10 protein-coding genes and 1 riboswitch are annotated in these 13,862 nt (G+C 69.4%); of the genes, 2 read left to right on the top strand and 8 right to left on the bottom strand.

What is annotated here, in order from left to right; translation table 11 throughout:
* The first annotated feature begins 373 nt into the window (after positions 1-373).
* Both VXM69_RS05430 and VXM69_RS05425 read left to right on the top strand, forming a co-directional pair.
* Positions 374-2,236 carry an ABC transporter ATP-binding protein gene (locus VXM69_RS05430; protein WP_367189119.1) on the top strand — a complete coding sequence of 621 codons (1,863 nt, stop codon included), beginning with the start codon at positions 374-376 and terminating at the stop codon, positions 2,234-2,236.
* A 207-nt stretch (positions 2,237-2,443) separates the two neighbouring features.
* Positions 2,444-3,157, top strand: coding sequence for a riboflavin synthase subunit alpha (locus VXM69_RS05425; protein WP_367189118.1), 714 nt, complete (start codon positions 2,444-2,446; stop codon positions 3,155-3,157).
* 125 nt (positions 3,158-3,282) lie between these two features.
* Here the strand turns inward: VXM69_RS05425 and VXM69_RS05420 are convergent, their stop codons facing one another.
* The 8 genes from VXM69_RS05420 to VXM69_RS05385 all read right to left on the bottom strand — a co-directional run bounded on the left by VXM69_RS05420 (position 3,283) and on the right by VXM69_RS05385 (position 13,652).
* A complete protein-coding gene (locus VXM69_RS05420; RefSeq protein ID WP_034185672.1) occupies positions 3,283-4,524 on the bottom strand; it encodes a voltage-gated chloride channel family protein in 1,242 nt (413 codons plus the stop codon).
* A 79-nt stretch (positions 4,525-4,603) separates the two neighbouring features.
* Positions 4,604-4,707, bottom strand: a riboswitch (Fluoride riboswitch).
* A 50-nt stretch (positions 4,708-4,757) separates the two neighbouring features.
* Positions 4,758-5,777 carry a chemotaxis response regulator protein-glutamate methylesterase gene (locus VXM69_RS05415; RefSeq protein WP_034185671.1) on the bottom strand — a complete coding sequence of 340 codons (1,020 nt, stop codon included), beginning with the start codon at positions 5,775-5,777 and terminating at the stop codon, positions 4,758-4,760.
* Positions 5,774-8,083, bottom strand: a complete 2,310-nt coding sequence (locus VXM69_RS05410; RefSeq protein WP_059558466.1) for a hybrid sensor histidine kinase/response regulator — start codon at positions 8,081-8,083, stop codon at positions 5,774-5,776. The genes VXM69_RS05415 and VXM69_RS05410 overlap by 4 nt, the downstream gene beginning before the upstream one ends.
* The gene (locus VXM69_RS05405) at positions 8,080-8,784 is read right to left on the bottom strand and encodes a chemotaxis protein CheW (RefSeq protein ID WP_034185669.1); all 705 of its coding nucleotides are present in this window, start codon (positions 8,782-8,784) and stop codon (positions 8,080-8,082) included. The genes VXM69_RS05410 and VXM69_RS05405 overlap by 4 nt, the downstream gene beginning before the upstream one ends.
* A gap of 46 nt (positions 8,785-8,830) precedes the next feature.
* Complete coding sequence (locus tag VXM69_RS05400; protein WP_034185668.1) at positions 8,831-10,210, bottom strand: CheR family methyltransferase; 1,380 nt, start codon at positions 10,208-10,210, stop codon at positions 8,831-8,833.
* On the bottom strand, positions 10,207-10,719 hold the full coding sequence (locus tag VXM69_RS05395; RefSeq protein ID WP_034185667.1) for a chemotaxis protein CheW: 513 nt from the start codon (positions 10,717-10,719) through the stop codon (positions 10,207-10,209). The genes VXM69_RS05400 and VXM69_RS05395 overlap by 4 nt, the downstream gene beginning before the upstream one ends.
* Positions 10,716-12,392, bottom strand: a complete 1,677-nt coding sequence (locus VXM69_RS05390) for a methyl-accepting chemotaxis protein (protein ID WP_034185666.1) — start codon at positions 12,390-12,392, stop codon at positions 10,716-10,718. The genes VXM69_RS05395 and VXM69_RS05390 overlap by 4 nt, the downstream gene beginning before the upstream one ends.
* A 126-nt stretch (positions 12,393-12,518) precedes the next feature.
* Positions 12,519-13,652: a response regulator gene (locus VXM69_RS05385; protein WP_367189117.1), complete on the bottom strand. Its 1,134-nt coding sequence runs from the start codon at positions 13,650-13,652 to the stop codon at positions 12,519-12,521.
* Between the last annotated feature and the right edge of the window lie 210 nt (positions 13,653-13,862).

Genomic DNA, 13,862 nt, shown 5'->3' with positions numbered 1-13,862 from the left:
CCCGCGAAAGCAGGGCCGAAACCCTGAATACTAACCGTATCGACGCCGCAACGCCGCATTCGTCAGACGTTGCAGCGCGCCGTACACTGCTGATAGAATCTTTTCACGTCTTTTCGGCGTCCTTTCAACGTTCACTTCAGAGGAGGTGCAGATGTTCCGAATGCCAGCCACCTTCTCGAACGTGGTCCCACGGCGCGGCTGATCCAGCCCGCCGTCCGCGCCGGCTCCCGAGTTTTCCGCTAACCCGTCCGCCGCGCTTTTCCCGACAGCCCGTTTTTCGCTCCGCCCGCGTTTTCCGCGCGGCCCGGCTGTTGCGTTTTCGACGTTCTCCGAACCGGAAAGTCCCGTCGCGCGATGCGCCGGGCAACGATAAATGACCAGAAAAACCTCCCATCTGGGCGGCCACGCATTCCGGGCCGTCTTCGGCTTCACCCTTCGTTACTGGCGCAAGCAGCCGGCACGCACCGCCACGGTCGCGGGCCTCGCGCTGTTCGCCGCGCTCGCGGACGTCCTCACGCCGCTGTTCGCCGGCCGCCTCGTCGACGCACTGTCGACCGGCCTCACCGACCGTGCCGCCGCGTGGCATTCGGCCCTCGCCGCGTTCGGCATGCTCGCGGCGCTCGGCATCGGCGCGACGGTGCTGCGCCAGGGCGTGTACCTGAACATCATCACGCTCACGCTGAAGATGATGAGCGAGATCGCCGCCGCGTCGTTCCATCGCGTGCAGCGCTTCTCGACCGACTGGCACGCGAACAGCTTCGCGGGCTCGACCGTACGCAAGATCACGCGCGGCATCTGGGCGCTCGACCTGCTGAACGACACGGTGCTGATCGCGCTGCTGCCGTCGGTCACGATGCTGGTCGGCGCCACCGTGCTGCTCGGTACGCACTGGCCCGTGATGGGGCTCGTCGTTGGCGCGGGCTCGTTGCTGTACATCTCGGTGACGGTCGCGGTGTCGCTCGGCATCGTCGCGCCGGCCGCGCGGCTCGGCAACCTGTGGGATACGCGCATGGGCGGCGCGCTCGCCGACGCCGTCAGCTGCAACGCCGTGGTCAAGGCCTTCGGCGCGGAAACGCGCGAGGAAGCGCGGCTCGCGCGCGTGATCGGCAAGTGGCGGCAGCGCACGCGCCGCACGTGGGTGCGCGGCACGTTCAACGGCGGGCTGCAGGGCGCGATGCTCGTCGCGATGCAGGCCGCGATGATCGGCGTCGCTCTGCGGCTGTGGGCGAACGACGAGGCGAGCGTCGGCGACATCGCGTTCGCGCTGACGATGTTCTTCATGCTGCAGGGCTACCTGCGCGACGTCGGCATGCACATCCGCAACCTGCAGCGCTCGGTGAACGACATGGAAGAGCTCGTCGCGCTCGAACGCCAGCCGCTCGGCATCGACGACCGCCCCGACGCGCCGGCCATCCGGATCGGACAAGGCGAGATCCGCTTCGAGCACGTGACGTTCCGCTACGGCAACCATCCGGTGCCGCTGTACGACAACTTCTCGATGCGCATCGCTCCGGGCGAGCGCGTGGGCCTCGTCGGCCACTCGGGGTCGGGCAAGACGACGTTCATCAAGCTGATCCAGCGGCTGTACGACGTATCGGGCGGCCGCATCACGATCGACGGCCAGGACATCGCGCGCGTGCGGCAGGATTCGCTGCGCAGCCAGATCGCGATCGTGCAGCAGGAGCCCGTGCTGTTCCACCGGACGCTCGCGGAGAACATCGCCTACGCGCGCCCCGACGCGAGCCGCGCCGACATCGAGCGCGCCGCGCGTCTCGCCAGCGCGCACGACTTCATCGCCGCGCTGCCGGACGGCTATGACACGCTCGTCGGCGAACGCGGGATCAAGCTGTCGGGCGGCGAACGCCAGCGCGTCGCGATCGCGCGTGCGTTCCTCGCCGACGCGCCGATCCTGATCCTCGACGAAGCGACGTCGAGCCTCGACAGCGAAAGCGAGCTGCTGATCCAGCAGGCGATGGAGCGGCTGATGGTCGGCCGCACGACGCTCGTGGTCGCGCATCGGCTGTCGACGGTGCGCGCGCTCGACCGGCTGCTCGTGCTCGATCGCGGCAAGGTGATCGAGGAAGGCAACCACGACGCGCTGATCCGCATCGAGGGCGGCATCTACCGCCGGCTGTTCGAGCGGCAGGCGCTGGAGCTCGCGAAGGGGCTCGCCGATGCGCCGCGGCGCATGGCGAACGACGCAGCCGGGCCGCTGGGGGAGCCGGCGGAAGCCTGACGCAGCCCGCCGCGCCCCGGCCCGGTGATGCCGGCGGGACTGCCGGGACGGGGCGCCCACGAGATCCGGTTCGAGGTCGTGCCGTGTGCACGGCCTTTTTCATGTCCCCGAATATCGCGGGGCCTCCCCCGAATCGCGCGCGGCGGCACCGCCTCTTGCGGGATCACTTATCATGTCGGCCAGGAAATTAGCGACGAGGGATCGACGATGTTTACAGGAATTGTCCAGGGCGTTGGCGTCATCAAGGCCACCAAGGATCACGGGGAGCTGAGAACGTTCAGCATCGAATTCCCCGAGCGGTTCACCGACGACATCGAAATCGGGGCCAGCGTCTCGGTCGACGGCGTCTGCCTGACGGTGACGACCATCCATTCGCCGACGCTGGTCGACTTCGACGTGATGCTGCCGAGCCTGAAAATCACGACGCTGGCCGATCTCGCGATCGGCTCGCGGATCAACGTCGAACGGGCCGCGAAGGACGGCGCGGAAATCGGCGGGCATCCGCTGTCGGGCCATGTCGACTTCCCGGGCACCATCCTGCACATCGCGACGTCCGAACACAACCGGATGATCCGCATCGGCGTGCCCGCCGAGTTCAAGCGTTATGTGTTCGCGAAGGGCTATATCGCGATCAACGGCTGCAGCCTCACGGTCTCGGACGTGAACCGCGACGAAGGCTGGTTCGATATCTGGCTGATTCCCGAAACGCGCCGCGCGACGACCTTCGATGCGAAGGGCGTCAACGACAAGGTCAACATCGAGATCGAGCGCAGCACGCAGGTGGTCGTCGATACGATCCGCGAAGCGGTCAAGGAAACGCTCGGCGAACTCAACGGCGTCGTCACCGCGCTGCTGGCGGAAAAAGGCATCGACATCGAGGAACTGCTCGCGCGCAACGTCGCGCGGCTGCCGAAGCAGTAAAGCCGCGTGTCCGGTGATCCGCCGGATCACCGGAACCCGGTTTTCGTCGAAGCACACCTCGATCCGGGGTTCCGGTTCGTCAAACGGCACGCTCGAACGGCTTCGACCGCAGCCGCTTGCGCGCCTCACTCCGCCCCGGCCTGTGTCCCCTTGCCCACCGCCACGCGCTGCGCGCGATAAATCCCCGCGTGCCCCGAAAACAGGTACGCGACGACACACGCGACGATCGCATACACGCCGATGTCCGCGCCGAACAGTTCGATCGCCATGATCGTCGACGCGATCGGCGTGTTGGCCGCGCCCGCGAACACCGCGACGAACCCGAGCCCCGCGAGTACCGGCACCGGCAGCGCCAGCACCTGGCCGAGCGCGTTGCCGAGCGTCGCGCCGATATAGAACAGCGGCGTCACTTCGCCGCCCTTGAATCCCGACGCGAGCGTGACGACCGTGAACGCGAACTTGCCCGCGAAATCGTAGAGCGGCAGCGGGCCGTGAAATGCCGCTTCGATCGTCGGGATGCCGAGGCCGAGGTACTGCGGCACGTTCAGCACGGTGGCCGCCACCGCGACCAGCAGGCCGCCGAGCACCGGCTGCAGCGGCGCATGGCGGACGACGCGGCGGAACCACGCGGTCAGCGCATGCGTCGCGAACGCGAACAGCCGCCCGACGACGCCGAACGCGACGCCCGCGACGATCGTCACGACCAGCCCCGTCGCCGACACGGCCGGCACGAACGGAATCGCATAGGCCGTGTGATGCACGCCCCACGCGCGGCACACGACGTCCGCGACGATCGCCGACGCGACGCAGGTCAGCAGCGCGTCGTACCGCACGCGCCCGATCGCGAGCACCTCGAGCCCGAACACGGCACCCGCGAGCGGCGTGCCGAACACCGACGCGAAACCGGCCGCGATGCCGCCCATCAGCAGCACGCGGCGATGCTCGCGATCGAGCCTGAACACGTGCGTGATGCGATCGGCCAGCGCGCCGCCCATCTGCACGGCCGTGCCCTCGCGGCCGGCCGAGCCGCCGAACAGATGCGTGACGACGGTCGCGACGAGCACGAGCGGCGCCATCCGCTTCGGCACGAGCGCCTTCGGATCGTGGATCTCGTCGATCAGCAGGTTGTTGCCGCGCGCGACCGACTGGCCGAAACGGTGATAGGTCCAGCCAGTGGCGAAACCGGCGGCCGGCAGCCCCCACAGCAGCCACGGATGCGCGACGCGCGTGCCGGTCGCCCAGTCGAGCGCGATCAGGAACAACGCGGAAGCCGTGCCCGCGAGCGCGCCGAGCAGCGCCGAGAGCGCGAGCCAGCGGCATACGTAGCGCACGGTCGCGAGAAGATCGGAAGAAGTCGTGAAAAACATGATTTCCAGATTCGACGGAACATCAAAACCTGGGCGGCAGAATACCGCATGGACGGCCTGCGACCTCCTGACGACCCAGGAACACGCAGGCATCATCAGCCGGGCAAACCGGCGGTTGAGGGCCGCCCCGCGCGCAACGCGCCGGCAACGGCCGCAGGGAGGCATGCCATCTCCGCAGGCCGCCATTGTACGCGACGCCGCGCATCGCCCGCAATGCGGCCCGCCGCGTGCCGTCAGTCGCGCAGCGGGCGCGTGATGCGCGAGATCAGCTGGGGCGCGATCCGCTCGAGCGGCAGGATCGCCGACGCCGCGCCGATCGCCGCGGCCGCCTTCGGCATCCCGTAGACGGCGCTGGTCGCCTCGTCCTGCGCGATCGTGTAGCACCCCTTCGCGCGCATCGCCTTCAGGCCGAGCGCACCGTCGCGTCCCATGCCGGTCAGCAGCACGCCGAGCGCGTCGCCCTGCCAGCCGTCGGCGACGCTGTTGAAGAACACGTCGATCGACGGCCGGTACGGCGTCTCGACCGGATGCTGCGTATAGCCGAGCACGCCGCGCGGCGACAGGTAAAGGTGATCGTTGGTGGCCGCCAGCAGTACCTCGCCGGCCTGCGGCACGCTGCCTTGCCGCGCGACGCGCACCGGCAGCCGCGTATAGCCGTCGAGCCACTCGGCCATCCCGTACGCGAACGCCTGGTCGACGTGCTGGACGATCACGAGCGCGGCCGGGAAATCGGCCGGCAGCGCGCGCAACAGCGCGGTGAGCGCGGTCGGTCCGCCCGCCGACGCGCCGATCGCGACGAGCGTGGGCTGGCCGCGCGCGGGCGCCGGCCCCGGCGGCACGAGCGCGGCCGTCCGGCTTTCGAGCAGCCGGCCGATCTGGTCGATCTTCGCGAGCAGCGCCTGCGGCGACGCGTCGGTCGACAGCCCGAGCGCGAGGGTCGGCGTGTCGACCGCATCGAGCGCACCGGCTCCCATCGCCTCGTACACCGACGACGTGTTCGCGCTGACGCTCGCCGTGACGATCAGGATCGCGCACGGCGCGCGCGCCATGATCCGGCGCGTCGCCGCGACGCCGTCGACCTTCGGCATCACGAGATCCATCAGCACGACGTCGGGCGGCTGCGCGACGCAGAAATCCACGGCCTCGTCGCCATCGGTCGCGACCCACAGCACGCGGTGGTCCGCGCGCAGCGCGATCACGCGGCGCAGCGCCTCCACGGCCAGCGGCAGGTCGTTGACGATACCGATGTTCATCCGCGTGCACCCCCGATCAGGTCGTGCACGGCATCGAGCAGCGCCTCGTCGTGGAAGCTGCTCTTCGCGAGGTAGTAGTCGGCGCCGGCATCGAGCCCGCGACGGCGATCCTCGTCTCGATCCTTGTACGACACGATCATCACCGGCACGCGCTTGAGCATCGGATCGCCCTTGATCAGCGTGACGAGTTCGATGCCGTCCATGCGCGGCATGTCGACGTCGGTCACGACGAGATCGAACGTATCGCTGCGCACCGCGTTCCAGCCCTCCATCCCGTCGACCGCGACCGTCACGTCGTAACCGCGCTTTTCCAGCAGCTTGCGTTCGAGCTCGCGCACCGTCAGCGAATCGTCGACGACGAGCACGCGGCGGCGGCGATCGGCGAACGCGAGTTGCGGGTCGCGCGTGACCCGCGCAAGCTGCCCGCCGCGCACGAGCTTGTCGACCGAGCGGATCAGGTCCTCGACGTCGACGATCAGCACCGGGTCGCCGTTCTCGAGCAGCGCGCCGGCCGCGATGTTCTGGATCTTGTTCAGGCGGCTGTCGAGCGGCTGCACGACGAGCATCCGCTCGCCGAGGAAACGGTCGACCGCGACGCCGTACAGCTCGGGCTCGCCGCCGACGACCACGACGGCCGTGCTCGTGCGCGCGACGTCGGGTTCGCCCGCGTCGAGCAGCTGGTGCGCGGCGACCAGGCCCGCGCGCCGGCCGTCGAACGGAAAATGCGGCTGCCCTTCGAGCACGTCGATGTCGTCGTGCGCGAGTTCGAGCGTGCGGCGCACATGCGCGAGCGGGAACGCGTACGGCTCGCCGCCGACTTCGACGAGCAGGCTGCGGATCACCGACAGCGTGAGCGGCAGCTGCAGCACGAAGCGCATGCCCGCGCCCGGTTCGTTGAAGATCCGCACCGCGCCGCGCACGCCGCGCACCATCTCCTGCACCGCATCGAGGCCGACGCCGCGCCCCGACACGTCGGTCACCGCATCGCGCATCGAGAAGCCCGGCAGCAGCAGGAATTCGAGCAGCTCGGGGTCGGACAGCCGCGCGGCCGTCTCGTCGTCGGTCAGGCGCTGGCGCACGACGGCCGCGCGCAGCGCGTCCATGTCGACGCCCGGCCCGTCGTCGATCACGCTGACGAGCAGCGAGCCGGCGCTGTGGCGCGCCTCCAGCGTCACGCTGGCCTCGGCCGGCTTGCCGCGCGCACGCCGCGCATCGGGCGAATCGACGCCGTGATCGATCGCGTTGCGCAGCAGATGGCCGAGCGGCGCGTCGAGCAGGTCGAGGATGTCGCGATCGACCTGCGTGCTCTCGCCGACGATCGAAAAGCGCACCTGCTTGCCGAGCGAACGCGCGAGGTCGCGGACGATGCGCGGATACGCGCGCGTCGCGTCGCCGAACGGCCGCATCCGGCACTGCAACGCCTCGTCGTACAGCTGCTCGGCGATATGCGTGCTGCGCCGCTCGAAGCGGTCGAATTCGTCCATGCGCTCGGCCAGCGAACGCTGCAGGTCGTTGAGCATGTGCCGCACTTCGTTCATCGACGCGAGCATGCCCGCGTCGAGATCGTCGGCGAATTGTTCGTACATCAGATCGAGCGAACGGGCCGCGTCGCGCTGCGCGCGCTTCACGCGCAGCATCGATTCGGCGAACGGCTTGAGCCAGCGCGATTCGACCAGCGATTCGCCGGACAGGCTCAGCAGCCGGTTCAGCGTATCGGCCCGCACGCGGCGCATCGCGCCGGCGCCGGCCACGCGGCCGGCCTGCGCCGGATCGGGCGCCGCGCCCGACACCGCGAGCGGCGGCACCGCGGCGCTCGCGCCGACCGGCTCGTTCGCCGCGCCGTCGTGGTCGCGATACGGCATGGCGGGCGGCGGCACCGGCGGCGGCATCCCGGCAGGCGCCTGCATCGTCTGCGCGCCGTCGGCGCCCGCGAGCGCGGCCGCGAACACGTCGATCTCGGTCGACGTGACGGGCTGCGCCTGCGGATCGCCGACGCGCACCAGCAGATCGACGCCGGCGAGCAGCACGTCGACGTGCGTGGCCGTCAGCGAGATCGTGCCGGCCTGCGCGGCGACGAAGCACTCCTCCATCCGCCCCGCGATGTCGACGCCGAGCGGCACGCCGACGATGCGCGCGGCCCCCTTCAGCGAATGCGCGGCGCGCATGCAGGCTTCAAGCGCGACCGAGTCGGGCTCGCCCGATTCGAGCGCGAGCAGCCGCTCGGACAGCGCCTGGGTCTGCGTGCGCGTCTCCTCGCGATACAGCTCGAGCAGCGACAGGTGGCTCAGGTCGTCATCACCGCTCATCGCATGCTCCGTGTCACGGCGTCGAACAGACGGTCGTCGTCGAGCAGGCCCACCGACTTGCCGCGCCACGACAGCACGCCGCGCGACAGCCCGGCGCTCGCGCGCCCGACGGTCGCCGGCACGGGCACCCAGTCGGACGCGCCGTAGCGCAGCACGCCCTCGACTTCATCGACCGGAAACACGACCGGCTCGCCCTGGTGCGCGGCGACCAGCAGCCGCGTGAAGCGGCCGTCGCCGTCGCGGTCGCCGCCCTTGCCGGCATCGAGTCCGAGCAACGCGCCGATCGAGATCGCGATGCGCAGCGTGCCGCGGATGTTGACCACGCCGCGCACGGCCGAATGGCGGCGATGCGGCAGCGAATGGATCGGGCGCGTGCCGGCGATCTCGCGCAGCACGCCGATCGGCAGCGCAAGCCATTCGTCGGCCACGCGGAACGCCAGCGCCGCGTGGTGCGTGTCGCCGTCGTCGCCCGCGCGCGTCGCGCCGAACGCACTGATCCGGCGCGTCGCGTCGGCCATCTCGGCCACGTCGAGCGGGCGCTCGAGCAGCTTCGCCGCGTGATACGCGTAGACCGGACAGTTCAGGCAGCGCAGGCAGTCGTTCAGCCGCTCGCACGAGCGGTCGCCGCGCGTGCCGATCCGGTTCCAGCAATCGTCGACGTCGATCGTCGTGTCGTCAATGGCAGCGGCGGCGCGGTTCATGAATTCCTCTGGTCATCGCGGTGTCGGTCCCGATTCCGTCATCGTGTCAGCCGGCCGAGCGCCGTGCGCGCTCGAGCAGCCATTGCGCGCCCGCACGATCGCCGCCGACGTCGAGCAGCGTCGCGAGATGGGTCAGCGCTTCGTGGTGCGTGGGTCGCAGGTACAGCGCCTTCCGGTAGAAGTCGCCCGCTTCCGCGGCGCGCCCGCGCGCATCCGCGATCAATCCGTTCAGGTAGAACGCATCGGCATGCGGGCCGACGCGCGCCGAGAACTGCGCGAGCACGCGCTCGGCCTCGTCGAATGCGCCGGCGTTCGCGAGCGCCTGCGCATCCTCGAGCGTCGGCGCGACGGCTTCGGCAACCGGCGCGACCGCTTCGGCCGTCGCGGCCGACAGGTCGGCCCGCGCATCGAAGGTGGCCGTGTTCACGGCCGGCGGCGGCACCGCGAACGGCTGACGCGCATCACCCGGCCAGGACGGCGGCGCAACGGCCAGCACCGAGCGCGTCGCGGCGAGCGGCGCGACCGTGAAGCGCTCGGTGCGCCGGTACGGCGCCGCCGCAGCCGCGGCCGCGTCGGCCGCCGTGCCGGCCGGCTCGCGATGAAACGCGAATGCCAGCGGCACGCGCGCCGAGCGCATTCCGTGCCGCATCGCGACGCCCGTTTCGGCCGGCCCGACGAACAGCATGCCGTCGTCGACGAGCAGCGCGTCGAGCGAGCGGATCACGCGATCCTGCGCGTCGCGGTCGAAATAGATCAGCACGTTGCGGCAGAACACGAAATCGTAGCGAATGCCCGTATCCGCGGCCGGTTCGACGAGATTCGCGTGACGAAACTGCACGCAGGCGCGCACGCGCTCGTCGAGCAGCCAGCCGTCGCTGGCCGGGGTGAAGTACCGTGAACGAAACTCCGTCGCCGTGCCGCGAAACGCGTTGCGTCCGTAACAGCCGAGCCGCGCGTACTCGATCGCGCGCGCGCTGAGATCGATCGCGTCGATCGTGAAGCTGGCCGGCTCGAGCCCCGCGTCGAGCAGCGCCATCGCCGCCGAATACGGCTCCTCGCCCGTCGAGCACGGCGCGCTCAGCACGCGGATCACCCGGCCGGGCAGCGCGGCAAGCCGTTCGGCCGCCAGCCGCGCGAGCGTCGCGAACGCCTCGCGGTCGCGGAAGAACCACGTCTCGGGCACGACGAACAGCTCGATCAGCGCGCGCCGCTCGTCGGCCGATGCATTCAACTGCTGCCAGTACGCGTCGAGCGCCTCCGGCGTGACCGGCGGCCGCGCCGCCGACGGCAGCCGCTCGCCGTCCGCCTGCAGCGCATGCACGCGCTCCGTCAGCGCCCGCGTCAGAAAATCGTTGCCGAGCGAATCGGGGTCGATGCCGGTCTCGCGCAACAGCCAGCCGCGAAATCGCGATTCGGACGCTTTCATGCGAACTCCCCCCCGTGGCCCGGCAGGCCATCGAACAGATACAGGCGCGCCACGTCATCGATCAGGTCGGACACCGACACCTGCTGCACGATGCCGTCAGGCGTATTGGCGACGTGCCCGAGCCAGCGCGTGCGCGCGGTCGAGATGCCGCTCGCGTGGAACGCCGCGCGGTCGATCCGCATCGTCTGCGTCGCACGTTCGACGATCAGGCCGAGCGTGCGCTCGACGCCGGCCTCGCCCGCGCGGTAGCGGACCATCACGAGCCGCGTCGAGCGCAGCGCGTGCGCGCGCCGCCCGAGCGCCAGCATCGGCACGTCGATCACCGGCACCGGCTGGCCGGCGCGCATCAACAGCCCGGCGATCCAGTCGGGCGCGCCGGGCACTGCCTTCGTGTCCGCGAGCGGCAGCACCTCGTCGATGCCGGCCGCGTCGAGCGCATAACGCTCGCCGTCGAGCTCGAACATCAGGAACAGCGCCTGCGCGCCGTTCTGCGGATCGGCGCGCGTCACGCGTCGACCTTGAAGCGCGACACACTGGTGCGCAACTGGTTCGCCACCAGCGTCAGGTCGTCGATCGCCTGCGACGACTGGCGCAGCGACTCGGCCGTCTGCTGCGCGGCCTCCGACAGTTGCGACAGCGCCTGCGTGATCTGCTCGGCGCCGTTCGCCTGCGTCTGCATCCCCTCGTTGACCATCTGGAAGCGCGGTGCGAGCGTCTGCACCTCGGCGATGATCTGCGACAGCTGCCCGCCGACCTGCTGCACGTCGAGCATCCCGCGGCGCACCTCCTCGGAGAACTTGTCCATCCCCATCACCCCCGCCGACACGGCCGACTGGATTTCCTTCACCGTCTGCTCGATGTCGTAGGTCGCGACGGCCGTCTGGTCGGCCAGGCGACGGATCTCGGTCGCGACGACCGCGAAGCCGCGGCCGTACTCGCCGGCCTTCTCGGCCTCGATCGCCGCGTTCAGCGACAGCAGGTTGGTCTGGTCGGCCACCTTGGTGATGGTCGCGACCACCTGGTTGATGTTCAGCGCCTTCTCGTTGAGGATCGCGAGCTTCGCGTTCACCGAGCCGGCCGCGTCCATCACGCTGCGCATCGTCTCGCCCATCCGCGTGAGCCCGCTCTGGCTCACGCCGGCGAGCGTCGCCGACTGCTCGGCCACGCCGGCCACCTCGTTCATCGTGCGCAGCAGATCGCGCGAGGTCGCGAAGATCTCGCGCGAGGTCGCGCCGATCTCGGTCGTCGTCGCCGCGGTTTCGTTCGCGGTCGCCTGCTGCTCGCGCGACGTCGCCGCGATCTCGGCCACCGACGTGGTCACCTGCAGCGACGACTGCTGCGCGCGCGCGACGAGTTCGGTCAGCTCGTCGGCCATCCGGTTGAAGCCCGTCTCGAGCGTGCCGAATTCGTCGCGGCGACGCAGGTCGAGGCGGCGCGTGAGGTTTCCGGTGCGCATCACGTCGTGCACTTCCACCAGGCGCGCCATCGGAACGGTCACCGAACGGTACAGCACGTAGCCGAGCCCAAGCGCGGACAGCAGCACGAACGCGAGCGCGGTCGCGAGCACGACCTCGGTGTCCTGCACGGATTCGCGGATCAGCTTCGCGGACTGCTCGGCGAACTTGCGGTTCTCCTGGACCAGGACGTTGGCGTTGCGCACGACCTCGGCCCAGGCCGGTTGCGCCTTGGTGTATGCCGCGACCGCGTCGTCGTGCGACGCGCGGGTCTTCTGAATCGCGTCGCTCAGGAGCGGCAGGTAACGATCGTATGCGCCGCGGAACGCGGCGAACCGCTGCCGGTCGTCGTCGCGGAACGTCGTGGCCTGATAGTCGACCGACAGCGCCTCGACTTCCTTCATCGCGTCGGCGATCTTCGCGAGATCGCGATGCACGCTGTCGGGGTCGGTATCGACGAACGTTGCCTGCTGCAGCAGCATGAACGATTCGTTGACCGAGCCGCGCAGCGATGACGCGAGGTACACGCCGGGCAGCGAGTCGCGCTCGATGCTGATGGCTTCGGCGTTGATCGCGCGCAGTCGCTCGTAGGACACGCCGGCTGTCACCAGCATCAGCACGAACAACACGCCGAAGCTGAGCAGGATGCGATTGCCGAGCGTCAGCCGGGCAGCGCCGATCGTCGGATGCAGGCTTTCATTGGTCGCGCGGGGCGTCACGGTGGCCATGTTCGTTATGGGCTTTCTAAAATCAGCGTTGAAAAAATCCGCGCCCGCCTGCGCGCCGGTCGGCGCGCCACGAGCGCATCGGGGTCGGATGCGGACGACGCGGCGCCGGCAGGCCGCGCCGCGAAATCACCGCTCCGCTTGCGCCGGCAGCCGAAGCGCGACCATGAAGCCGCGCGCCGTATTGCGCATCAGGATCTGGCCGCGATGCCGCGCCGCCGTCGCGCGCACGAACGCAAGCCCGAGGCCGAAGCCGCCGCGCGCCGCGCCGTTCACGGTTTCGAGCTGCACGAACGACTCGGTCGCGGCCGTGCGCTGCTCGGGCGCGATGCCGGCGCCGCCATCCTCGACGCCGATCAGCCAGGCGCCGTCCTCGCTGCTCAGCGTGCAGTGCACGTCCGTGCCGGCCGGGCCGTACTTCAGCCCGTTGTCGATCAGGTTCGCGACCGCGCGCGTGAGCATCATGCGGTCGCCCATCGTCACGCACTCGGTGTCGGGCACGTGCGCGACGACCCGGCAGCCGAGCCCGGCCGCTTTCTCCCACAGCTGGTCGACGGCATCGACCACGATCTCGTTGAGGCTCAAGACCTCGTGCGCACGGCGCTCGGACTGCGCGCGGGTCAGGTGGATGAAGCCGTCGGCAAGCGCCAGCGCACGCCGCGCATGGCCGGCGATGCGCTCCATGATCGCCGGCATGTCGCCGTGTTCGGCGCGGTAGACGTCGAGCAGCGCGAGGATCGACGTCTGCGGGGAACGCATGTCGTGCGACAGGAAATCGAGCGCCTCGTCGCGCTGCCGGGACATCAGGTACGAATTCGAGTGATAGCGGATGCGCGCGGTCAGCTCCATCGCGTCGGGGAGCTTCACCAGATAGTCGTTCGCGCCGGCGATGAACGCCTCGCGCTTGACGATCGGCTCCTCCTTCGCGGACAGCACGATGATCGGCACCCGCGCGGTGCCGGCGTCGGCGCGCCACGCGCGGACGAGATCGAGGCCGTCGATCTCCGGCATCACGAGGTCCTGCAGGATCACCGTCGGCTTCACGTCGCGCGCGACCGCCATCGCCCGGTGCGCGTCGGTACACACGTGCAGATCGATGTCGTGCTCGCTGCGCAGCGCGCGGCGGATCACCTCGCCGACGAACGGTTGATCGTCGACCAGAAGGACCGATAACCCCGATTCAAGGCAATCCAAGGCATTATCACTGCTCGATTCTTTCATAAATACAGTTTCAAACGCCGAATCTCCAATCGATTCTTTCATAGGAGTTGTTTATCCGACTTGGACACTATCTTATTTTGGCGGTTGAAAAACCCGCCTGATTCCGCCGATTTGGCCTGTCGGCACTGCCTTGCGGGGCTTGAGACGCCGATTCCTTCCTCATCGGCGACCGCATTACCTCCGCATTCTTTCTCTCAATAAAGATAACCGGCTGATTCTAAATGAAATTAGAACACAGCATCTATCTCCTTC

Origin of the sequence: Burkholderia sp. Ed8, from assembly GCF_040761425.1 — a bacterium.
GTDB lineage: Bacteria > Pseudomonadota > Gammaproteobacteria > Burkholderiales > Burkholderiaceae > Burkholderia > Burkholderia seminalis.
The sequence above is the reverse complement of the archived record's forward strand: the minus strand, read 5'-3'. Positions and strand labels throughout refer to the sequence as shown.

Bases quoted from the DNA above. Each gene is read 5' to 3' on its own strand.
- VXM69_RS05385 (WP_367189117.1), bottom strand. From the start codon at position 13,652: ATGAAAGAATCGATTGGAGATTCGGCGTTTGAAACTGTATTTATGAAA.
- VXM69_RS05430 (WP_367189119.1), top strand. From the start codon at position 374: ATGACCAGAAAAACCTCCCATCTGGGCGGCCACGCATTCCGGGCCGTC.
- VXM69_RS05415 (WP_034185671.1), bottom strand. From the start codon at position 5,777: ATGAACATCGGTATCGTCAACGACCTGCCGCTGGCCGTGGAGGCGCTG.
- VXM69_RS05400 (WP_034185668.1), bottom strand. From the start codon at position 10,210: ATGAAAGCGTCCGAATCGCGATTTCGCGGCTGGCTGTTGCGCGAGACC.
- VXM69_RS05420 (WP_034185672.1), bottom strand. From the start codon at position 4,524: ATGTTTTTCACGACTTCTTCCGATCTTCTCGCGACCGTGCGCTACGTA.
- VXM69_RS05405 (WP_034185669.1), bottom strand. From the start codon at position 8,784: ATGAACCGCGCCGCCGCTGCCATTGACGACACGACGATCGACGTCGAC.
- VXM69_RS05390 (WP_034185666.1), bottom strand. From the start codon at position 12,392: ATGGCCACCGTGACGCCCCGCGCGACCAATGAAAGCCTGCATCCGACG.
- VXM69_RS05410 (WP_059558466.1), bottom strand. From the start codon at position 8,083: ATGAGCGGTGATGACGACCTGAGCCACCTGTCGCTGCTCGAGCTGTAT.
- VXM69_RS05425 (WP_367189118.1), top strand. From the start codon at position 2,444: ATGTTTACAGGAATTGTCCAGGGCGTTGGCGTCATCAAGGCCACCAAG.